This is a genomic window from Photobacterium lucens, from assembly GCF_009873615.1.
Taxonomy (GTDB): domain Bacteria; phylum Pseudomonadota; class Gammaproteobacteria; order Enterobacterales; family Vibrionaceae; genus Photobacterium; species Photobacterium lucens.
Genome location: NZ_SSMG01000003.1, coordinates 1 through 24248, shown reverse-complemented (window position 1 = coordinate 24248; position 24248 = coordinate 1). Strand labels below are relative to the sequence as shown.

At 41.2% G+C, this 24248-nt stretch carries 14 protein-coding genes and 2 pseudogenes; 3 read left to right on the top strand and 13 right to left on the bottom strand.

Going from position 1 to position 24248, the window contains the following annotated elements; all coding sequences use genetic code 11:
- Positions 1-16 precede the first annotated feature (16 nt).
- Together E5A76_RS00865 and E5A76_RS00860 are read right to left on the bottom strand one after the other, a co-directional pair.
- Positions 17-535, bottom strand: a complete 519-nt coding sequence (locus E5A76_RS00865; protein WP_008989864.1) for a metal-dependent hydrolase — start codon at positions 533-535, stop codon at positions 17-19.
- A pseudogene (locus tag E5A76_RS00860) lies at positions 532-1062 on the bottom strand (hypothetical protein); the annotation flags it as partial. The gene E5A76_RS00865 and the pseudogene E5A76_RS00860, both read right to left, overlap by 4 nt.
- Before the next feature lie 406 nt (positions 1063-1468).
- On the opposite strand from E5A76_RS00860, the gene E5A76_RS00855 reads away from it, so the two are divergent.
- A complete protein-coding gene (locus E5A76_RS00855; protein WP_161117825.1) occupies positions 1469-2956 on the top strand; it encodes a hypothetical protein in 1488 nt (495 codons plus the stop codon).
- A 397-nt stretch (positions 2957-3353) separates the two neighbouring features.
- Here the strand turns inward: E5A76_RS00855 and E5A76_RS00850 are convergent, their stop codons facing one another.
- The 7 genes from E5A76_RS00850 to E5A76_RS00820 all read right to left on the bottom strand — a co-directional run bounded on the left by E5A76_RS00850 (position 3354) and on the right by E5A76_RS00820 (position 14827).
- The gene (locus tag E5A76_RS00850; RefSeq protein WP_237458759.1) at positions 3354-5912 is read right to left on the bottom strand and encodes a family 20 glycosylhydrolase; all 2559 of its coding nucleotides are present in this window, start codon (positions 5910-5912) and stop codon (positions 3354-3356) included.
- 353 nt (positions 5913-6265) lie between these two features.
- Complete coding sequence (locus E5A76_RS00845; protein WP_161117823.1) at positions 6266-7654, bottom strand: hypothetical protein; 1389 nt, start codon at positions 7652-7654, stop codon at positions 6266-6268.
- A 138-nt stretch (positions 7655-7792) separates the two neighbouring features.
- On the bottom strand, positions 7793-8941 hold the full coding sequence (locus E5A76_RS00840; RefSeq protein WP_161117822.1) for an iron-containing alcohol dehydrogenase: 1149 nt from the start codon (positions 8939-8941) through the stop codon (positions 7793-7795).
- Between the two features lie 98 nt (positions 8942-9039).
- Positions 9040-9927, bottom strand: a complete 888-nt coding sequence (locus tag E5A76_RS00835; protein WP_202443261.1) for a sulfite exporter TauE/SafE family protein — start codon at positions 9925-9927, stop codon at positions 9040-9042.
- Between the two features lie 58 nt (positions 9928-9985).
- The gene (gene hpfG, locus E5A76_RS00830; RefSeq protein ID WP_161117821.1) at positions 9986-12490 is read right to left on the bottom strand and encodes a (2S)-3-sulfopropanediol dehydratase; all 2505 of its coding nucleotides are present in this window, start codon (positions 12488-12490) and stop codon (positions 9986-9988) included.
- 93 nt (positions 12491-12583) lie between these two features.
- Positions 12584-13555 (bottom strand): (2S)-3-sulfopropanediol dehydratase activating enzyme, encoded by a 972-nt coding sequence (gene hpfH / locus E5A76_RS00825; RefSeq protein ID WP_237458763.1) that lies wholly within the window; start codon positions 13553-13555, stop codon positions 12584-12586.
- 291 nt (positions 13556-13846) lie between these two features.
- A complete protein-coding gene (locus E5A76_RS00820) occupies positions 13847-14827 on the bottom strand; it encodes a LacI family DNA-binding transcriptional regulator (protein WP_107166461.1) in 981 nt (326 codons plus the stop codon).
- Positions 14828-15016: 189 nt separating this feature from the next.
- Between E5A76_RS00820 and E5A76_RS20545 the strand changes: the two are divergent.
- Positions 15017-15151 (top strand): annotated as a pseudogene (locus E5A76_RS20545) (helix-turn-helix domain-containing protein); the annotation flags it as partial.
- Positions 15152-15263: 112 nt separating this feature from the next.
- On the opposite strand, the gene E5A76_RS00810 reads toward E5A76_RS20545, so the two are convergent.
- Positions 15264-15638: a hypothetical protein gene (locus E5A76_RS00810; protein WP_161117820.1), complete on the bottom strand. Its 375-nt coding sequence runs from the start codon at positions 15636-15638 to the stop codon at positions 15264-15266.
- Between the two features lie 260 nt (positions 15639-15898).
- Here E5A76_RS00810 and E5A76_RS00805 point away from each other — a divergent pair, with 260 nt between their 5' ends.
- Positions 15899-17623, top strand: coding sequence for a class I SAM-dependent methyltransferase (locus E5A76_RS00805; protein WP_161117819.1), 1725 nt, complete (start codon positions 15899-15901; stop codon positions 17621-17623).
- A 46-nt stretch (positions 17624-17669) separates the two neighbouring features.
- On the opposite strand, the gene E5A76_RS00800 is transcribed toward E5A76_RS00805, so the two are convergent.
- From E5A76_RS00800 to E5A76_RS00790, 3 genes are all read right to left on the bottom strand, one after another.
- Positions 17670-18800, bottom strand: a complete 1131-nt coding sequence (locus tag E5A76_RS00800) for an RHS repeat-associated core domain-containing protein (RefSeq protein ID WP_161117818.1) — start codon at positions 18798-18800, stop codon at positions 17670-17672.
- Positions 18790-22482 (bottom strand): RHS repeat domain-containing protein, encoded by a 3693-nt coding sequence (locus E5A76_RS00795; RefSeq protein ID WP_161117817.1) that lies wholly within the window; start codon positions 22480-22482, stop codon positions 18790-18792. The genes E5A76_RS00800 and E5A76_RS00795 overlap by 11 nt, the downstream gene beginning before the upstream one ends.
- Before the next feature lie 64 nt (positions 22483-22546).
- A complete protein-coding gene (locus E5A76_RS00790) occupies positions 22547-23665 on the bottom strand; it encodes a hypothetical protein (RefSeq protein ID WP_161117816.1) in 1119 nt (372 codons plus the stop codon).
- Positions 23666-24248 lie beyond the last annotated feature (583 nt).

Here is a 24248-nt window from a genome sequence, read left to right as displayed (position 1 = left end):
AATCCTTTTACTTAACTTAAATTAGTCTAAAGCGGTTGGCTTTCCACTCGGCTGCATCTATTAAACCTTGGTTGTAATAACCGCCCCAATCGAAGAAGAACGGGCTAAAACTGCCACTGCCAGTGATATGGCTAACCCCAATACAAGCGATAATGACGGCTGCAGAAATGGCGTATTCAATCGGATCACCGGTACGAAATCGCCCACCAAATAAGTGAAATCGTCTATCGCTGTAAGGGGAAAACGGCACACCGCTTACGGTCATGGCATCGGTTAAAATGTGGCTGACGCCTCCCCATGCAAAGGCCATCAATAGGCCGTGATAATCCCAAACAAAGGTGAAGGTGATCGCGGCGATTAGCCAATGGGTGAAGATGTGTGTCGGTCCTCGGTGTTTAACCGGTTTACCCAAAGCTTTAGAAACATATTCCATCCAATCAGGGGCGGTCGCTCCTGCCACACAGGCTGCGACGTGTGGAGGCGATACCACAGCACACAATGCCCCTGCGATTAAGGTGTGGTTGAGCCACTTCATTGGTTGTTACCTTGTTTATTGCTTTTGGCTGGCGGTAGGTAGGCGACTTTTTTAAGGTACTGGTTTACTTGTTCACTGGTGCCGTTGTCACACATCGAGATCAGCGCAAGGCGGTTTTCTATTACTTGGGCTTCGTGCTTTAAAATGTCGCGTTGTGCAGCGGCCACTTTCTCTAAAAATCCCACTTGCTCGGTGATGTTGGCCAAACCTTGTTTTACCCGTGCTTGAGATCGGGCTTCCATTGCCAGGTATAGCCCCATTTCACGGTAGGCGTAGTTACGGTTCGCTAAGGCTTGAACAAAATCAGCCACTTGTTTGGCAGTAGCGACACGGCGTTTATGCTCCCATTCTCTTTCACGGGATTGCTCGGTAGTGGAATAGAGCGGCATTTCCCCAACAATGCCAATGTAGTGATCGGTAATGTCAGGCCAATCGCTGGGATCATATTGATCGACGCTGCTGCGCATACCAGCGACAAGGTTAACGTCTATTTTGAATTTGGTTTTTTCGGGGTAACAGCGGGTAATAACTAAGAGAAGCGTTTATACCTTTGTTGTTTAAATAGTCATCGCTATATATTAATTATTTGATTTTTCAAATTATAAATCACTCACAGTCAAAAAAAGCAATAGATAAACAATCTAATAGTATCAAACAACATATGAAATGTGTTGTAACAGTTTATTGCTTTGCTTTTTTTATTATTTTACTTATATATACCCACAGTAATTATATGGGATAAAGCATGATTCTTAGTCAGAACAACATAGCGACTAAGACTTGATCACTGTATATACACACCCTGAATGCTACTGCTTGGGTTGTACGTAAAATTGTGGATGGTAAGGCACAAATGTCAAAACAAATCCCACTAGAGAGTACTCACCTAAAGAATACGTAATGTTTAAGCGCATCATACAAAGGACTTACACTATGAAAATGAATAAATTAGCTCTTGTGGTTCTGGCAGCTTTACCACTCATTGGTTGTGGTGGTGGTGGTTCTGATGATAACCCAGTAACGCCTCCGCCTGTTGTTGATCCAGAAGTAACGCCACCAGTTGTCGATCCTGAGGTTACACCGCCTGTTGTTGATCCAGAAGTAACACCTCCGCCTGTCGTTGATCCTGAACAACCAGAGCCAGAAACATTTAAGATTAACTTTAGTCAAGCACAAGCGCTGATCAATAGTAAATCTCGTGGAACGACATTACCAATGTGTGAAGCCAATAGTGCCTACTTGAACGTAGAACTTGATGGTGAAGAAAATATTACGGCTTGTTCTCCAATCCTGATTGGTGATGAAATTATTAACCCACAAGTTAAAGCGATACGCTATATCAATGGTTATTATACGATGTTGGTTGTATCTGATAGTAAAGACGATACAGGTAATCCAGATGCTAAGGCTTACAATATCTTCTCACTATTAGTTACAGAAGATGGTAAGCATGTCATTAAGCTAAGCCAAGATTACATGGTATTTAATGATGATTACACATTAGACGAATATCTTGTTCATAGTAAAAGTAATTTTCATAGCACAAGTGATAAATTCCTAGCTCCTAACGGCCGTTACAATATGACCGATAAACTGGTTTATGCACACGAAGTTAAGAGAAACTCTGCTGAATATCAATCACAAGCTGATATTGTTATTTATCGCTTTAATAATGACCTAACTTTCACTAAGCAAGTCATTAGCGATAAAAACGTGACAGGCCTTCGCTCTCTAATGCTAAGCGATAAATTAATCTTTGCTCAGGTTGATGAAAAGGTGCTTAATAATGTATGGCGTGGTTTCACCTTAGATGGTGATCGCACTAAAGCTGATTTTTTCAAGAAAAGCATGGTTGGTTTCTCTAATGAAGGTGATATTGTAACGTCTTACTTCTTAAAAGACCCGACAGATCCAACTCATATGATGTCTGATTTAATATTTGCTCTGACTAATGAGTTTGGCGCGGAGACATCGATAATTGACACCATTGAATATGGATATGATTATGGTTATGAGCCTCATGTTTGGAGTGGCGAGTATAACGGCAATGTTATTGTTGAAGGTTACTTGGTTGATTATAAAAATCCTACAGTAGCTAAAGAAAAAATCTGTGGCTCTGAGTTCTCGTATGGTACTCCCCCATCAACAATCATTGAAAACTTGAAAGATGGTGTTGTTTGTCATAACCCAAATTATAGTGATCCATTTACCTTAGGTTACACTTACACTGATATTACAGACATTACAAATATCGCACCAACTAAGGTTGAGTATGCAAATGGTGAGAAGATGGCAATCTTAGGTACAATTCATAAACACCTGAAGACTCAAGATATTCACACTCAAGAATATCGTGTTAATGCTGCAACAGGCGATGCAATTCAGTTAACTGAGTATCAAGACATCATCAAGCGTTATTAATATAAGATGTGGTGAGAGTTAGGCACTTTGCTTCCTATTTAATAAGCGTTAACTCTCCTTACATAAACCTAATGTTGGTAAATAGAATATCAAAGCCGCTTTTTTATAGCGGCTTTTTTCATATCATACTCCAGTTAAGCCTTGGACGTAGCTACTCAGAGAGATAGCTGAAGTTAGGGAGTAGTAGAGCTACGATAGTGAGAGTGGTGACAGTTAGTTACTGAATAAATAAAGGAGGTGGAATAATCTTATTGATAGGTTGTTTTTTTAAACGTAAATACAAATTATAAGCATAATAGTGAATTATAGGTCTAATTTTATTTTTACGTTAAATAGAAATAATTTAGAATTATGAGATAAAAAAGCCGCTATTAAAATAAGCGGCCTTAATAAATAACTATTTGTTCGTCGTTACGCTGATTATACGTCCTGTGCGTCCGTCTGTGGCAACAGTACGTACCAACGCGTCATCACCAACCAATGGACGTTTATCACTATTATAGTTTTTCCAATTTTTACCATCTATTGAATATTGAATTCGAACACCGCCAAAAGTCGTATTAGCCTTTAAGTATCCTTCATCAATCACGGCACCAACTATCGGTAATCGATAATGTATATTAGCTTTATCTAATTTAGGTAACTCTTTATAACCAATTAAATTAGAAAACTTCTCCCAATCAGCATCACGTAATTCAGCATTTTTATTTAGATGCGTTGTGCCTTTATTACCATCAACATTGGTTTTAAACTCCATTCCTTGTTTATGTTTAGGCTCCCAATCAGCTTTATGCCATCCTCGTTCTGCAATCGCAAATATTCGTGGGAAAATCATATATTCAGCTTGTGCATCGGTTCTTGTCACCTCAGACCAAAATGCGCCTTGAACACCAATAAAATCGCGTTTTTTCTCTCCAGTAACGGCTGAAATAGGTGCACCCATACGATCAGACATCCACTCTACGTTAGCAGGAATATTGTCAGGCATAAAAGAGAATGCTTTTTTGGTATTGGTGTAGCGTGTTGCCCAATAATAACCACGTTCTTTAGGATCATTCTCATAGGGCATATCAAAGTAATAAGCATCTGGTGGAACGACAATTACATCGTAACCTTTATTAGCAAAGTTATTGTAGTTATCGACACCGCCCCAGAACATGGTTCCCCATACCCAAGCTTTCGCCGGATCACCTGCAAGTTTACTTGGCTCAATCACAGCGTGAGATAAACCATCGTTCCATGCTCCAAGAGTCAGCCCTTTCGTATCAAGAATATGGCTAATACGATTAATGAAATAACCGCCTAAATCCTTAGCATTTTTAATTCCACTTTTAGGATCAACAAACATCTTTCTACATGCAGGAGAATCCCCCCATGCACCTGCGGTTTCATCCGCACCAATGTGATAATCCGTTAGCGGTTGACCAGCTTCTTTATGTAACTTATTAATTTCATCGATCACTTTATCCATAAAAATAAAGCTAGACTCAAGACAAGGATTAATGGTGTTATCTTGATAGTGTTGAATTGAATAATACTTTGTTGTGTCATACGGATCAGACAGCAAATACATTTCAGCTGCTGTTTGATCACCTTTCGCCATAAATTTACGGTAACGAGCTTCCATTGCTTTAACCGCAGCTAAACTGTGACCAGGCATATCCATTGAAGGAATAACTTGAATATTACGTGCACTCGCATATTGGAGTATATCTTTATAATCTTCACGTGTGTAATAACCAGAACCCGTATTTGGTAGTTCTGCACCTGAACCTAATTGTGGCAGCATACATTTATTTTCATCTAGGTCATGACAACGATGCGCACCGACCTCCGTTAGTTCTGGTAATCCATTGATTTCTAAACGCCAACCTTCATCATCAGCCAAATGGAAATGGAGTTTATTGAGTTTGTAAGCAGCCATTTGATCCATCAACTTAAATACAAAAACTTTTGAATGAAAGTTACGAGAAACATCTAAATGCATGCCGCGGTAGTCATAACGAGGTTGATCTTGAATCAAAACTGTATCGAGAGTCTTTTTACCTAGTGTTATCATGCCTGCGACAGACTGCACGCCGTAAAAGGCACCAGCGTTATCCGTGCCAATAACGGCTATTTTATCTTCATCAATAGTAAGCGTGTATGAGCCTGACGATTTTGATTGATCAGGTTTTACCTTTACATCAATTGTTACACCCTGTCCTGTTTTAATACCCAGAGTTCTAAAACGATCATTCAACGCCTGAAGTTGATTTAACGGCAGAGCATCGCTAACAATATTGAACCCTTGCGTAATGTCTAATTTGCCTCCTAATAAGGTTGTTTTCATTGGTGTCGGTAAAATATTTGTCGATACTGCCTCAATACCCAGATCTCTAGTTTTTACGTTGTCTGCATAACGTGATGAAGCTGTTGCTGTAGGAAGTGAATCCCCCGCATTACGTTTAAGCTGGTTTTCTGTATTTTTAATTCCGCGACTAAAACCAGACAGTTCATCTAATCCGACTTTATCAAGCAAAGGCTGGGTATTTAATATATTTCGTGCTTGAAGATTAGCACCAGCAACATAATAATTAGGGAAAAAGTCACTATCCGAAACAATCCAGTTCATAAAATCAATGTTGAACTTTTTCGTTTGACCACTTTTTAGACCTTTAAAACTATCTGTTGTGGTTAACTTGTGTAAATCACCATTAATGTGCTCAATTTTAAACTCATCACTTTTAGAACCTAAAGAACGATGATAGCTAGAGAAATAAATTTCGATATCTTTATTAAGCTCACGTTTACCGGTATTTTCTAACTCAATTTCTACGCGGTAACAATGTCCCCACGGAGAACCGGGTGGACAATCTTGAGGCTTATTTTCAACTAGACCTGTCGTTAACTTTATATTCTTTGCTGCATAGTCGATATCACTTTGAGTAAGAGCATGGACATTGATACTAGTCAATATTATTGAACTGGCTAAAAGTGTTAATTTCAAACGCATTATTGTAAGTCTCATTTTATAAAATACTAACAAAGTTTAATTGTTTTTTATCTTATAAAATCAAAGTAAAATCATGCTATTAACTTAATAATCAATGAATTAAAGACTAATGTCACAATATTAATATTTTTATGCAATATCGTATCGTGACCGGTAGTTTTGATTTTACCTAGGGTTATCTCAAATATCTGATGGATGTTCACGAGTTACAAACTTGAAGGAAGTTGTAGTAAATGTCCCTTTATGTGATGCATGAATCCTCACCATAAGCAGAGATGTTTACGGTGAGGAGTTATCTGTTTGATTACAAGGCGCTAGCTTTTCAATTTTAATATTTCGGGTGTTTTGGATGATTCCAGCTCAGCAGAAATAGCACTTTCATGTCGATGACTTTTGCCTAAGTTCACAAAAATGCACAGGATAATACCTGCGGCTAATCCCCAGGCAGCGCCTTTGGTTGCGATAACTGCCGCCATCACTCCTGCAATACCCAAATCATTGACGGTTTTTGATTTTGTGACCCCAACACGAAATGAAACAAACCCTTGAATTAAGAGCGTTGCAGCCAGTGCAATACCTAAAACCGGTTTTACTAAGGTCACGATAGGTAACAAAAAGTAGCCAAGGGTAGTGCCATAGCGATAGGAAATCGCCCCATCGTGGATCGATTTCATGGTTTGTGCACCGAGCTTAAAACGCTCACACACTACCACTTGCATCGCAGCGGCCAGTGGTCCACATAAGGTGATCGTAGGACCGAAAATCCCCATTAAGACATTGCGCGTTCCAAAGATGATGTTTGATCGGTTGGCATTAAAATCGATGTGTTCATCAGGGCGTTTTTTGCTGGCATCATCGAGTAGGCATTTTGCTTGGATCACATCGCCAAAAACAATGATGTAGGTCGAAACCACAGAAGGCAGGCTTAGAATGAACATTTCAAGCGGCGGCATACCAAGACCAAATATTGTCCAGTTATGAAATAACTCCCCAAAAGCTAATGTCGTAAATCCCCATTCAATATTAGGCATTGGCACTTCACCCACTAAAGGGGCAATGACAATGGCAAGCGCGATGATCGGTAATGAGCCTAAATTGGCAAGGATTTTGGTAAAGGCATTGAGGTTACGCTGACTTTTAAAATGGCTTGAAAACAGCAAATAAAACCCGACTCCCGTACACACCACAATCGAAATTGGAGCTTGTTCAAAGCGTCCGCCATCAATCAGTACTGAGTTTACCGCTGCAATACCAGCACCTATTATGATCCCTGATTTCATCGCATCGGGAACGATAGTTGCCACTCGCTGACCAAGCCCTGTTATGCCTAGCAAAATAGCTAACGCACCGAGTGACATTTGAAAAGCAATTAAGGCATGGACACGCTCAACGCCAATATCAAATTGGCTGAGATATAAAATGACGAGGGGAATGGCTGGGGTGACCCAACCGGGAATAATGGGATCGCCCAGCACTATGTGCATAAAATACAAGAGACCGTTAATCACAACGATGGTCATAGCAACTTCAAACGGCATACCTAAGTATTCTTGTAAAATGGGGATCATGCCAAGGCATACTGCGCACAGTAGTAATCCTTGCATAAAATCCACTTTCTCGAAGCCAACATGAATACCCGGAATCCGTATTTTGAAGATCCCTGCCCGAATATAAGGCTGCTCTTTGCCAAATTCTCTTTTCATACTTCAACGCCCAAAATCATATAATTCAACCGATAAGGACTTAGGCCTGCGAGGCAAAAGCGAAACAAAATCGCTATCGATTGAATTACATAAAAGCACTCTAAAACGCTCAACGATTCAGAGTGCTTATACGATGGATTAGATGGCTTGCTTATAAAGCTCGATCATATCTTCAAGGGTGGTTTCTCGAGGGTTACACAATACGTTACCGCTCTTCATGGCATCGATGGCCATCTCTTGAATAAATTCAGCTTTTACGCCAACTTCTGAAAGTGTTCTTGGGATATTCAGATCGTCATTTAATTTCTGAATCTCTTCGATCAGCATCTCAGGGGTGAAGTTTTCTACTTTTTCATTACCTTCACGAATGAAGTTATAAATCACTTCGTAGCGACCTTTATCTGCAACGGCATTAAATTTCATCACTGTAGGCAACAAGATGGAGTTTGCAACGCCGTGTGGTACGTGGAAAAACGCACTGACAGGGTGGCTCATGGCATGTACGTTACCTAATCGTGCCCACGCAAAAGCGATGCCCGCAAAATTACTGCCTACCATCATGGCGCAAGCTGCTTCTTCATCTTCGCGGTTTGCCACGAATTTACGAAGGTTTGCGCCAATCAATTGCATCGCTTTTTCTGCCATGGAGTCGGTAAATGGCGAGGCATTTTTCGAAACATACGCTTCAATCGCATGGATAAGTGCATCGACACCACAAGCGGCAGCAATAGAGGCGGGAGCGGTCATGATGAGCTCAGGATCTAATATCGCGTATTTTGGTAAAGTTTCGTAACTGACCACCGAAAATTTGTAGTTAATGGCTTCGTCGGTAATTACCGAAGAGGCGGTCGCTTCACTGCCTGTCCCTGCAGTGGTTGGAATGGCGATCATTGGCACGATAGGACCTGGGACTTTGTTTAGACCTTCATAGTCTTTAATATCGCCACCAAATTTTGCCAAAATGCCTACGGTTTTCGCTACATCTAAAGGACTGCCGCCACCAAGAGCGACAATGCTTGATGCACCACATTGGTTATACAGTGCTGTTGCTTCGTTCACGACGGTGATGGTTGGGTTAGGGATCACATCGAGATATGTCGTGCACTGAATGCCGCCGGCTTCGATGATCTCCTGAACTTTTTTCACAACCCCAAGGCTTTCAAGACCGCGATCGGAAATTAAGAAAACATGATCAGAGTGGTTGTCTTGTAAAATTGCAGGCAGTTTATTTAAGCTACCAAGACCAAATTCGATGTTTTGTGGAACTTTGAAACTGAAGTCTTTCACGACATATATCCTTTCATAAACAAGCTATTGTTCGAACTTGTTTGATAAGCGTGCCGATCTTATTCATTTACGATCGGCACTGAATGTTTGTTTTTAGATTAAAGATTTACAAGGTTAAGTTTGCGTTTTTTCATCACATTCATCGCATAACCACCTAGGATCACCACAGAAGACAGTGCGGTTGCAAGTTGCATATTGGCTGTCCATGGAATGTTGCTTAGCAGCATGTTGGCACCGATGATGAGCAGTACGACATACACAATGCGTAGGAACTGTTCGCGGTTGATTTTCTCTAAGAAACGCATACCAAAATAGAAGCCGATCCCCGCCATTGGCAGACCGATCAGAAGCGCACTGTTTAACTCGCTGGTAAACGCGCCATTTTGGTATTGGTTGAACATGTTCCAACTGTTAAGTACCACCCACAGCATGGTCATGGTATTACGGAATTTCTTTTTATCTTGTACGGCTTCTAGGGTGTAAACAGTGATAAGTGGTCCACCGATGTTAAAAGCACCGTGCACAATACCGCCTAAGATCAGACAGCCGTAACGGAACACTTTTTTCAACAGAGTATCGACCGCTTCACCTTCATCAATGTCTTTGATGATCAGCGGTTTAACCACATGTTTATGAAGGTTCATCACCGCAATAACCGTTACCATCGCACCGATTAGGATTTTCGCGGTTTGTGGCGAGATCTGGTAAAACAGATATTGACCAATGAAAATACCCGGTGCACAAAGGGCGACAATTTTCGCGAGATCTTTCCAAGAAATGTCTTCACGGCCTTTAATGGCAAGCCAGCACAGAAATGGAATGGTGATGGCGGTTCCATAAGGGACGCCCATGGTGGTGCCTAATAATCCGTTAGTCACGGCAGCGGCAATCACAGTACAGCCAAAGCCTGTTGTACCTTGCACGAAAAAGCCGACCACTTGCATTAAACCCACAAGCACGTAGTCAAATTTAAAAATAAAGTCCACGATGTTTACTCCAAGAAAGTAGGTAGTCACCAGACTACCTACTGAGGTTTAATGGCAATTAGAAACGAAGCTCTGTGCGAGAGATAAGATCGTCTTGCAGCGGTTTGCCAAGCTCAACAAAGTACGCGCTGTAGCCTGCTACTCGAACTAACATGTCTTTATAAAGCTCTGGATTTTGTTGTGCTGCGCGCATCTTGTCGGCACTAATGACGTTAAATTGCACGTGCATGCCTTTTTTCGCCAAGTACTCATCAACAAAACTGATCAAAATGTCACGACCTTCAATACCGCCAACAGCATCTTCAGGGAAACGAAGGTTTAATAAGGTTCCGTTCGTTGCCAAGCTGTGATCGACTTTTGTCACTGAGTTCACGATAGCCGTTGGACCTGAAATATCATGCGAGCCGCCAGAAGTATGAACCGGCCCCATGTTGTCAGAAATCGGCTCTTGCGCTTTACGACCATCAAGAGAGGCGTTCATAAACAGTCCCATACCTACGTTGGCATTGACGGTGTAGACGCCCGGGCTAAAGTGGCCACCACGTAGAGTTGGACGACCTGCGATGTTTTTGCAGTAACATTCGAACATGTACTTGAACAATTCATCAGCTTCATCGATATCGTTGCCGTAGTGCGGGATCTTAGAGCTATTGACTAAAGCAAACAGTCTCTCGTGACCTTCCCAGTTATCGCGAAGGGCATCAAGCAGTTGTTTACCGGTGTAAGATTTGTCTTCAAACATCAGTTTTTTGATGGTCGCAAGTGAATCGGCACAGGTGGCAATGCCTGCCGCTTGTGGACCAATACCGTTGTATTTCACGCCACCGGCGGTCATATCGCGACCCGATTCAATACAACCGTCAAAGAACGCTGAAATGAATGGTGTTGGTTTGAGCGCAGCGTGTACTTTGTCGGTGATGTTTAAACAACTGCATAGCTGATCACACCAAAATTCAAATTGCTGATTAACGCTCTCTAATACCTCGTCAAACGACTGATACGTTTCAAGGCTGCCCGTATCTGGGCCTAACTGCAGATCGGTATTTGGACCTGACACTAAACGGCCGTGATTTAATACCATTTCCATCATTTTGGCGGTATTGACATAGCCCGCATCTTGCCAGCCGTGCTCTTTACCCGGAATGGTCGGCTCCACACAGCCAACAACAGCGTAATCACGCGCTTCTTCAAGTGTCACGCCTTTTGCCAGCATGGCTTTAATAGCTGGAATGTCGTTGAACAGTTTCGGGTGACCATAGCCTGCACGAATACATTCAATAGCTTTGACTTTTAGTTCATACGGTGTCTTTTCGTGCATACGTAGACAGACCCAAGGGTTCATCATACGAGTGTGAACCGAGGCTTCTAGCATCAACATGGTCAGATCGTTGGTTGCATCATTACCGTGAATATCGACACCACCGATGGTTAAGCTCTCCCCACCAAAACCACGACCATTACGTACACGTACTGTGCCTTTGTCTTTCAGTTTGGTTGGGTTGTTCATCTTCACATACAACACTTCGATAAGCTCAAGAATGAAGTCTTTTGATGTGCCGTTGTTTTGAATGTCAGCTTGGTAAATTGGGTGTAACCATTGATCCATACGACCGTAAGAGATCGAGTGACCATTACCTTCAATTTGCGTCATGGTCACGGCAAAGTTAAACAGCTGAATGGCTTGCCAGAATGTTTGAGGTACGCCGCCAGCGATCTGATAGCAGTTCTCAGCCATAGTCGCGAGCTCTTGTTTTCTTTGCTCATCAGCTTCGTTTGCTGCCATTTCGCTAGCAAGATCAGCATAACGGGTAATGTATTTTTTCGCTGCGTTTTGGGTGATCAGTGTCGCTTTGTAGTAATCGCGCTTGCTGGCGTATTCCGCGTCTTTTTTCGATAATTTTGCTAGTGCAGTTTCCGCTTGCTCAATTACACCATCAAAGCCTTGGGTCATTAGTTTGGCAAAATCCATGGCAAAGTGACCGATGCCAGCAAAGTGGTAGTTATTGGTTTGGAAAATTTTCTCACCCATGTGAGAGCCGTTTTTCTGATCTTGATCGAGGGTTGCGGTGATCATTTCGTTAACGGTTTTGCCTTTCCAGTAGGCACAAAGCTCTAGAATTTCAGCGCGCTCTTCATCGTTGCGAATGTAGAATTGATCGTTGCTACGCTCTTCAAACGGCGAGTTAGTAATTTCATCGATGATCCAGTCAACTGAAAACTCTGGATAAATCGGTGATGCTTTAGCTGGTGCTGCAATTTCACCTAAGATCAGATCTTCATCGTAAATGTATAACGATGTGTTTAATAAGATATTTTCAAAAGCGTAAGCGCACTGAAGAATTCGCGGGGCAACTTCATTGTTTTTAAAGGCTTCAGTGACAAGACGCAGACGTTCAACATCGATCTCATACGGACGATCTAGAAACGTTTGACGTAAGCGATTTACACGAGGGTAGGGAGACCAATCTGCGTGACCGACTTCATAGCCCAATCCATAGACTTTATCGAAGGTATCGACACCAATCGCGTCCGTGCGATGTTCTTTTGCTAAATTTGCTTCCATGTAGCAATTCCTTATTTTTTAAAATGAAATAGGATAAACATGAGTAAGGACAAACGATTAATACCCATGTTTTTTCTATGTCATCTTGTCTTGTTATTTCTCTTTGGTGCCAACGACACAATGAATACCACGCTCGTTAAAGTAGCGTGCAATGTCATTGACTCGGTCCTGAAACGTTTCACGATCAAAAACCAGTTCACTCATTTTGTAAGGCAGGCCTAATGATTGGTATTTTTCTTCACCAAGGCGCATGAAGCTGAGTAATTGCAGCGTTCTGACTTTATTACCCAGTTCATTGATAATGAAATCGGCGGTCGCTTCGATATTGGTATCGTCGTCATTGATGGTCGGAATGACAGGGATCCTCAAAATGAATGCTTTGTCTGTTTGCGCCAGTTTTTTCAGGTTGTTTAAAATGCGCGTGTTATCGACACCGGTGTGTTTTTTATGGATCTCGGTGTCCATGTGTTTGATGTCAGAAATCACCAAATCTGTGTATGGAAGGATTTGCACAATCTTGTCCCATTTGCCGTAAAAGCTTGATTCTAAACAGGTGTGAATATGCTCTTTCTGGCATTGTTGAAATAAGTCGGTGACAAACTCACTTTGCAACAGAGGCTCTCCACCTGAAACGGTGACACCACCACCTGAGCGCTCATAAAAGCCAATATCTTTGCGAATGATGGTCATGCACTCATCAATAGATAGCGTTTTTCCCCACGCTTTAATGGCGTCAGATGGGCATTCTTGTTGGCAGGCAAGACAGTTGGTGCAGGCGTTATAGTCAATGCCTGTCAGTTTTCCTTCTTGAAAAAGCAACATGTCACTGTTTGGGCAAACATCTTTACACGCGCCACATTTTTCCTCAGTGATGCATTGACTTTCATAGACGCCCGGTTGGATGTAATGCTTTAAACTTTCAGGGTTGCCGCACCAATCACAGCGTAGCGGACAACCTTTTAAAAACAATTCAGTACGAATGCCCGGACCATCATCGATGGTGAATAATTGAATATTAAATACCTTTCCGTGGTGCTCTGTTTGGACTTCTTGTTGGCACATCATGACTATAATCCGCTTCCTTGCATACGTATGCAATGGAATGTAGTCGAATGTTATATAGCATTTATTGACTTACATCAGAATCTTATAAATTCTTGGTGTTAGCTGTCCTTTATCGTGATAACTATCACTATTTATTTGTGACTTTAAAGTTAAAAATGCTATTAAAAAGAAGGAGAGTCGAGTGATGCATTACCTAGAGAAGGGAAGTAGAAGATTATAAGTAACGGGTAGTGAATTAACTTTTCTTTAATTTACCCATTACCATAACGTTAGAATACGATTAACAAGTGATTAGGATTGGCGTTCAATTAGTTTACCTTTATATAAAATATATTGTCCTGTTTTGTTACTCTTGCCATGGATACGGTTAAAAAGATCGTCAACTGCAGAGCTACATATAGTGTTTGTTGGCGGTTGGATTGTTGAAAGCTGATACGATGGCCAAGAAGCCATAGGGATATCATCAACACCAAGAATTTTAGGACCTACGTAATTTTTCATTTTGAAGCTTTCAAGGACACCAATAGCAACAATGTCATTAACGCAGAAAATCGCATCAATATGTGTAAGTGTATTGATAAATGATAGTGCGGCCTTCATACCCGATTCTAAATCAAATGAGGCAGGTATTTGAACTGGCTCGGTTAAGCCTAGCGCTAGTGTTCGCTCTCGAAAACTTGCCCATCTTTGTTCGCATGTGATTGATCCAGATTCATTTCCCACAAAGGCAAAGGAAGAACAGCCTTTTTCAAAAAAATAATCTGCAGCTTGAGTACCTGCTTCATGGTTATCTAAACCAATACAATTAGCTTTAAAGTCACCAATATATCGATTGATAAAAGTGAGGCAAACCCCATGTTGCTCACATTGTTCTATAACATTACTTATTAATCGACTAGTTGCGATGATAAGCCCATCAACTTGATACTCAAAGGCTCTTTGGATAGCAGAGTTTAGATCACCATTGGATATTGGGCATAAAATCGCTTGTCCACCTTTAGCTTGAATTTCGGAGGCTAAAATACGTGCTTGTAAGTCGTACATGGGGTTTAAGCTACTATCAAGTGCGATAGCAATTAATCCTGAACGGTTTGAAATCAAACTACGAGCCAGTGCATTTGGTTTATAGCCAAGTTTAGCGGCTCCTTCTAGAATATAAGCACGCTTTTCTTCACTGATGCTCGCTTTAGGGCTAAAAGCCCGAGAAACCATCGATTGGGAAACCCCTAAGTGCTTAGCTATGTCATTTGAGGTTAAGTTTGATTTCTTCATCCGTTTTGTATCATCTACTTTATATCGCGTAATTTTATTCTGTATTTTTTACTGCATCAATATTAATAACTTAAGGCTAAGATTGAGAGTCTCATAGTTAACTCTGAGATTGGGTTGGATAATAGTTCGGGCTATTTAAATATTAGTGATTGATATCTTCTTCAAAACGATGTTGATAAACATTTTAGTCAGCGTCCTTCAATCGCAGATATAGCGGAACAACTTGGTTTTAATGAAGCAACGAATATGACTAAATTTTTCAAGCGTCATACTAATGTGAGCCCGAAAGACTTTCGTCAGAAATTTGGTATGCAAAAAATGTAAAAATATAGGTTGAGACCAAATAGGGGCCATATGTTGCCTTGAACATCTAGGGAAAGTGCTCATCTTTATTGAATTTTGATTCAAAAAAACAAATCTTATTCTGAGGGAAATGTTAATTAAGGGGCTCAACATCAACACTGTATTTCCACATATCCGCATCTTCATCCCCAATTTCGACACTCGCAACTTGACCTGAACTGTTTAGAACAAAAAAAGGCAGGTTCATGTAAGAATCACCGTCTTTATAATGACAATGCATTTGCGCTTCTAATCGAATAGCGGCTGCGTCTTCCTGAGTAATCGTTACAGAATATGTACAATCATCAGCTTGAGATGTTACTTTTTGATCGAAAAAAGGCACCTTAAGTGACGGGAAAATTAACTCTTGCTCAGAGTCTTTAACCGACACAGAAACCTGATAGCCACCTGACGTAAGTGCAAAACAGGGAAAGCTACACATTAATAAACCTAATAATTTAATTTTCATATCTCTTAATTTTCCTGTTTTTTGAAGAGCGATTAGATTTGCTTAATTGACAAATCATATTGCCTGTATGTTGATGAGGTTTCGATATTAAATCAATAAGTCAGTTGTATGTTTTGAACTGCTATTTTAGTTATATCCCCTAACGAACCACTTAATCTCTTATTAAAATCTCTGCAAACTTAACAACTTACTGATTTTCATATCGTTAATATCAATGACTTGCAGTATGATGACATCACATTACTGTCTGAGTTGTCATCATGTCTAAAACCATTGATTTTTATCACCAAAATGCGCTAAGTCTCAGTGCACAATATCAGTCATTGAGCTTTGAGCAAGTACATCAAAATTGGCAAGCGCATTGGCCTGTAAGTTCATCGAAAAATGCGTTGAAAGTGCTGGATGTTGGTGCAGGATCTGGACGTGATGTGCGATGGTTTGCGGCGCATCATTGTGATGTTTATGCTATAGAGCCTGCGCAAGCATTGCGTGAGCAAGGCGAAAAGTACACGCAAGAGTATGCCGACAAAATCACTTGGCTTGATGATCAATTGCCTGAGCTAAACAGCATTGTTGAGCTTGGTATTCGCTTTGATTGTATTTTGTTATCTGCGGTCTGGATGCACCTTTCATCTTCTGTGCGCGAGCGTGCGTTTCGTAAATTATCTAATCTTCTCGCTCCAAGTGGAAAGTTAGTGATCTCGCTGCGTTATGGCGACTTTTCTGATGCTCGAAAAGCTTATGATGTCAGTGTGGAAGAGTTAGAACAGTTAGCTCAAAAACATGCCTTGCAAGTTAATTTGGTTTCAACATTAGATGGTGATGAATTAGGTCGCAATAGCGTGCAATGGCAAACGGTGGTGATGCAGTTGCCTGATGATGGTACGGGTGATCTGATCAAGGTTAGACAGATCATTGTGAATGATGCCAAATCAGCGACTTATAAGTTAGCGTTGCTGCGTACACTGTTACATATCGCAGATGTACATCCTGGTGCGGTACTCAGCCGTGAAGATAATAAGGTACGTTTACCTTTAGGTTTAGTGGCACTGTATTGGATACGACAGTTTAAGCGTTTGATAGATATTGATATCGATGGTTTTGGTATTCAGCAAACTAACGACAGTAAAAAAGGCTTAGGCTTTGTGAAAGCGCAAGGTTGGAAAAAGCTGACACACCTGAGTGCTGATGATTTATCAATAGGGGCTATGTTTATTGGTGATGACGCTAAAGCCCTTCAAACCGCCATTAGAGATACGTTAAAAACAATTCAAGATGGTCCTGTTACCTATATTTATCAAGGTGATAAGAACAATACTTTGTTTCAAGTGGAACGTGAGAAAGCGCGTACAACGGATACTTTTGTACTTGAGCTTGAGGCGTTAGCTGAGTTTGGTCATTTCGTATTAGATGAAAGTTTATGGGAATGTTTGCGCTTATACAGTAGTTGGATTGAGCCATTAGTGGTGAACCAATGGATAGCAGAAATGCGTCGCTATAAATTGAATGAAGAGAGAAGTATTGCGCTACAAACTTACTACGACTGCCTGAAATGGATTGATGAAAGTCATGATACCCGTGGCGTACGCCAGAAGATCACCGCTTTACAGCAAAAGGGGGTTGAGCTTGAAAGTGTGTGGAGTGGTAAACGCTTACAGCCTGATTATCAAGTCGATCACTGCTTACCTTTTGCGTATTGGCCTAATAATGATAAATGGAATTTATTGCCTGCCAGTAAAAATGAAAATAACCAAAAACGAGCACGAGTCCCGACCCGACGTCGTTTAATTGATTCGAGGGAGCGTATCGTCAATTGGTGGCAAGTCGCATGGCAAACCGAGCAAGAGCAGAAACGCTTTTTTGATGAAGCGGTATTATCTTTGCCTCATTTGCCATTAGCGTGTCGCAATTTTGATGACGTGTTTGAAGCGATGGGTTTACAAGTGAATGGCGTTAAAAGTCGTTTGCTGGTGGGTGAGTGGTAAATAAAGAAAGCCCGCTATGGTTGCGGGCTTTTGCATAGGTTATTCGTTATGAAAGTGGCAACTGACGTATCATACGTTGTACATCGTTACCGTACTTCACTCGCTGACGGGTTGCTTCTAAAGAGAACATCTGCGTTTTTCTCGCGGCAGGGTTGGCACTTCTTCCTTCCGTTGCCATGCTCTCAGCTGAAGGTTGACTACTGTCTAATCTTCCCGGGATTGTTTTAACGGTCGACCAACCAAGGCTGCCGATGGCGCGAGCCGTCATAATACCTTGGTAAATGGTGTAACCTCGAGCACCGACTTTAACTTCTCCAAGCAAGATCTTAGTAAAACCACCGTGAATAGGAGGAGGCGTGTAGGTCATGGTTTTACCACCTTGCACCATTTTGGTTGCGATTACCTGACCTTCTGAACTACCAATTCTCATTGCAGGATTGGCTTTACTTGCCCATTCAAGTTTATATTCCCCTGATGGTCGGATTTTATTCCACAATCGAGAGCCAAGTCCGGGTTGGGTGACATCATCAAATGCGCCACCTGCACGGATCCAACGTAAATTTTGCACAGATTTATACGCTGAATATCCGCCACTGACCACACCGATGATATCGAATGGAATGGTAGCAATATCTAGATTACGCGAAACCTTACCATCATCAATCACACCTGATGCGATTTGAAGTGCGCCGCTAGTCATACCCGCAATACTGCCGATGATGCCAGCTGCAAGCACTAAACTTGAACCGCCTGTTGGAGCGGCAAGGGCAATTCCGATAATGCCAGCGAGGATCCCAAAGACGCCAAATACGATTTTACTGATATTTAAGTGGCCACTTGGATCGGTAAAGTTGATTGGATCGTTATGGCAATACACGTATGCGTTGTGAACACCTTCGTTAAAAGGTGCCAAGCTATCAGGGGCATTGAAGCGCATTAATTTGGGTTGGTAAACACGGTAACCTTTACCTAAATGATAACCTTGTAAAATGGGATCTAACCACTCACCGTTAAAACCTAAACTTGATGGTGGCGCCGTTATTGATTGGGCGATCGCTAAGCGTACCGAGGTTGGCAATAATGAAATACCACTTGCAACAGCGGTTGTCTTGCCTATTTTAATTAAAAACTCACGTCGATTTAGCGGTGTAATAAATACAGAATCTTTATTGTTCATTGGTATTTTCCATCTGTTCGCGTTGACCGAAAGGAGAGTAGCGATACACAGAGCCAGTTTGATCTGCGGTATTAGAAGCGATGACTGAACCATGCTGATCGGTTGCTAATAGCGATACAACAGCGCCTTGTTCAGACCATTTCGGCATACCATCGTCATAGATGTAGTGAGTCACAGTGCCATTTTCTTCAATTGCAGCGAGATCGCTCCACAGGTATGTAAACGCTCTACTTTCTGAATCAGATTGTTGGCGAATAAGACGATCATTACTGTCGTAGGCGTATACCCATTCTGTACCGTCAGCGATCACACTGGTTAATCTGTCGAAATAGTCGTAATTGAGAACTCGGCCTTCACCATCTTGGATCATGTTTCCATTTTGATCGTACGCGAGTACTGTTTGCGGCGGCAGCTCAGGGTGAGTATGGGTAATACGTGTTAGTTGGCAAGGATCATCCGATTCGTAGTAATAGGTGGCGTTATCTTGAGATTCTGTTGTCACACAACGTTGCGTGAGCATATTGCCAAGATCGTCATAGCTCCATTCAAGTGAAAGGGTTGGCTGTCCCCAATCACTCATTGGGCCGCTACCCAAGAATTCGACTTTCGTGAGCTGTGAAAGCGCATCATAGCTATAAGTTTCTGTAACGTCGCCTAACGCCGCACATTTCTTGGTACGCGTCGCAAGCAAGCCTAGCTTGTTATAGTCTTGATATTGCTCAAAGATATAAACATCATTCAGCGCGACTGAACGATAAATTTCACGGCTATAGTTGTCCCATTCGAGAGCAGTGATCTGGATTTGATTGCCTGATGTCAAACGCTCTAGCGTAATGCGATCAAATTGATCGTATTCATACTCTAGCGTGGCATTATCCGTACGTAATGTAACCAGTCGACCTATCTCATCATAGCCATATTGACGGTTATCATCTGTGCCTTCGATAGATGCAATCACACCACCGTTGGAGTAACGATAGCGACGAACATTACCGTCGTGCTCTTCAAGTTCAGGTAAGCCTAATGATGAGTAACTGATAGTGCTTCGGCTACCTTGGTTATCATGGCTACCTGTTGCAAGACCTGTGACAGGATCATAGCTATAACTGGTTACTTGCGATCCTGCATCTTTCTTGCTGAGTACACCCAATTGATCATTGCGGGTAAATCGTCTTGTTGGCGCAGCTAAACTTGACTCGGTCTCTGGGATATTACTGCTATCAGTGTAAGACCATGTTAGAGCTGCTTGACTGTTTGAGCCGCGACGAAGTGTCAGTGGACGACCTAAGCCATCGATATCACGCTGACCGATAGTTTGCGCACCAATCTGTAGCTTGGTTACTTGCGTTTGATCAGTATGGTTCGCGTAAGTGATATGTTGGGTTGCACGATTCGTTTGGGTTATTTGGATCACCCGATCAAACGGATCGTATTGATATCTTTTAGCTTGGTTTAATGGATCTGTTTCTTTTTCTAAACGTCCCCAAGCATCGTATTCATAATGCCAAATACGATCACCGTGCTGTTTCTTCTCTTCTAATCCCCAGCTATTAAGATCACTGACGGTGAGAGCGAGGCCGTCAATCCCTTGCGTTTTTTGGCGAGTCGCAAGATTGTTAAACGAAAGGTGGCGACTACCATTTGCTAAAATAGTTGCCTGAACTTGTCCCCAATCATCGTATTCATATTGCTCGGTTTGTGTAACAGCAATGGTACGAGCATATTTATCTGGTAGTTCATCAAAATCACTTTTACAGATTAAACGACCAAATGCGTCATACTCTTTTTTCCAAATGGTTCTGTTGTCTAGTTTCGCTTCTAATTCTCGCCCCTGACCATCCCAACTTTGCTCACATAGATTGCCTTTACAGTCAGTTAACACCATGGTTTGTCTAGCTCGGCTAGAATCAATCAGATACTCATATGAGCGTGATGCGCTGCCTTCAATACGTTCAGTTGTTGTTCGGCGCAGTGAATCGTACTCGAAACTACAATGTACGCCATCGCTATCGATGTGATGGGCGAGTTCCCCAATATCGACATAGTGTCCAACAACCAGATTGGTTTTTGTATTATCGTGGCATATGAGCTCTTCATGCTCTTCAATGGTGTCATTATTGAGCATGTACTGATAGTTTGATGTTTTCGAATAGGTGCGATCAGAGTGAATAAGCTCGTTTCTGATAGAGGCCAATCGACCTAATGCAAAGCGCTCATTTGCATTTTGGTGGTAGCTATAGTGGCTTAGGTAGCGACCATGGGCATTTTCTAATTGTAATACGACGTCACGGTGATCGTTTTGAGCCGCAATTTCTGTATATTCATATGAAATCTTACGCTCTTCCAAACCATTACTAAGAGTACGTGATTTGACAAAGTTCACCATGCCAGACGGTGAGGCTGGACAGCCTAAATCACCAGTCAGAGGGTAATATTCATAGCGTTCAGTAATGTTATTCTCATCTTTAAATAACAGCATATTGCCATATTTATCGTACTCCCAAACACGTGTTTGTTGATGACTATCGCTGCCTGATAACCATGTCTGCTCCTCTTTGTTGATCAACGCATATTGCGCAGGTTGGTCAGAGAAAGGCGTATTGTTACGAGCAGGATAGCTAAGGTTTTTGCGATGAACTAAACGACCATTAACCAGACGTGCTTCTTCAACGAGTAAATGGAATTGGTTGTAGATTTGAATAGTTTTAGTGTAATTGTTTTCAACTTTTTGTACTTGATAAGTGTACTCAATTCCTCTTTCAAGTAGGTTATCAATGCCTTCACTAAGACTTGTACCTGGTACGCCATAACCCATAAAGTTACGGCTATCCGTATTCACACTGCTATATTCAGTAGAAATGATCGGTGAGTTTCGAGTTAGGACACGGTGCAATGTGACAGCTGGGAGATAAGTATTGCTGTTTACTTTGATCCCATTCGTGTCATAAGTGAGTTGCTCAATCATGCCGCAAGGATGTGTCACGTTTTGGATCAAGGTATAAGCACCGATGGTGGTGTAGCCAAAGTCAAAACTCCCCGCATTCTCAGACAAGTTGCATTGCACCAGTTTATCATTGGTCAGAATAAGGCTGAAATAGGCTTCATGCACACTGCCAATATTCGTGAAAATGTTTACTCTTCCTTGACTTACATACGCAATAAGTAATAACGGCTGGCTTTCTGAGGTGCGATCATCCCACACTTTACTAAGGCGTCTTTCTGAGCCAATATCAAGCCAAGAGAAATACAAAGCATGACCATCACTTTGGACGATCTTTATCAGGTTTCCGTACTCATCTAAGATATCTTTACGACCATTTCGATACGTGATTTCATAGCCTTTTGCATTGCTGCTTATTGAGAAATCAAGCAGCTTTTTATAACGGATATCTAGCTTATAGTTAGCGCTTAATTCCGCTCGGTATGATTGCCCATTGGCAAGATAAAGCTGCTTATTTTTAATATCGTATCTTGGGATATTTAATTTCCAGCCTTTGCCAAAGCCAAGGTTCTTTGTTGAATAGGGAGAAAACTGCAGGGCAATATCAAGGTTGGGACCTTTTAGCCAGTTACCCACTAATGATCCCAGTAGAATTTGATATGAATAGCTTCTGGTTCTTTGATCGACACCACCAGAGCAAAAACTATCGAAGTTAAATGCATTAGAAGTCCAATTAGGCATAGTGCCTCCTTTAAGGCGAAGTTAGCCCAATAAGTGGGCTAACTTGTTTTATGAAATCTGAAAATTACTGGTTAGTGAGTTGCCATTTGGTGTAATCCCATTTTTGATTACCATTTGAGGAATCATTGAGAGGGTATGTGAGTTTTAGACGTGCGGGATTGCCGTATTGGTCAAATGCGGTAAAGCGATACTCTTGTTGTGAGTCATTGATGGAGGTATTTCCAGAAAACAGCAATTGGCTTAAGGTCACAGAGCGTAGTCTTTGATTAATACGCCACGTTGCAGTGCGGCCTTCACCTGCTGCTGTATTCCACACGTATTCATCTGAAACAGTACGTTCTCTACCCGGTTCAAAAATATAGCCTTTTACTGAGCGGAAACCGTTTGGACAATCACCGTAGCAGCCAAGCCATTGGTCGTTTAAGAATACGTAGTTGTTGTCTGATTCATGGTTGTTGTCCATCGCCACTTTGGTCATCGTGACAGAAGTATCTAAAGGTGTAATATAGAAATTGCGTACTTCTGCTTTTTCAAAGTAGAAACCATCTCCAGCGTCTTCCCAGACTTTTTCACCTTGTCCAATATCTGCAAATTCAGCAGCGCCATAAACTTTAGGTTGTATACTTTGGTAGAGCGCATTTTCATCGTGTGGATGTTCACAACTATCGAAGGCAGTGCCATCAGTGAATCTAACTTTTGCACAGATTTGGCGATATTGTGCGGTTTCGTTACTGTATACCCATGCTGTTAGCTTATTTGACGCATTTGAGAGAATACGAGAGTTGGGTAAGTTGTCAGCACTGCGATGTACACTGTTGATTTGATGGGCATAACTATTTTCGTTGTAGCTGAAACCCCAGCAGTTGCTGCCATAAGTACAGTCTTTATCCCTACCTAATTGGGTATCGTTGTTCTTGATGTAAAACGATAGCGAATTTTTTACTTCATCGTTACTGACTGATACGGGAGTGCCATATTTGTCGGCGAAAGCAATATTAATATTTAGCTTAGATTGCATGCGGCCATTGGCGTAAAACATCATAGGTACACCAAGGCTTTCATTATGATCAGCAGAAAGTGTGATGGATGAAACAATATAGTTACTATTGATATCAGCAAAGCTTGATGCTGATAACAAAGTTAATGGTAAGGTGAGAAGTAGATGTCGCTTAAGAAGGCTCATTTTTATTTCCTTATGATTGTAGATATTTTTAATAGCAGTCTGATAATCTGTATTTTTAAGTTAAAGTAGTGCTTCTCCTTTTTATTTAAAATCAGTCAATTAGTTTTAATTAACGCTTGTTTATATAGTTAAAATCACTCATTACATTTGCGATATATTGAGATATCAAAGTGTGAAAGAGCCGAGCGAATAGGCAATTGGCGATAAACGTCAATCGTATTTTTCTACTCTTTCATGTGATAGATAATATAGTTTCTTACTTTTTTATTTCTTTAACTTGTTATTTTATAGATATTTCTTATATGCCCAAATAGACAAAAAATAAAGAACATATCAAAATTCAGATATATTTATAAAAGGGGTTTAGATTAATATATAAGGTTTATTATTATTCGAGAGCAACATTTTCAATAGCTAATTATTTATTGTATTTAATTTGTTTGTTAATCAGAACTATTGTTTGCTTAAGTTTTATTAATATTATTCATTTTATCTTTCCTATATAACGTACAATAAACAGTCTTTTTGTGTATATAGCTATTCCTGTCGCTGATACACATCTGACGCTGCCGACGATCGCATA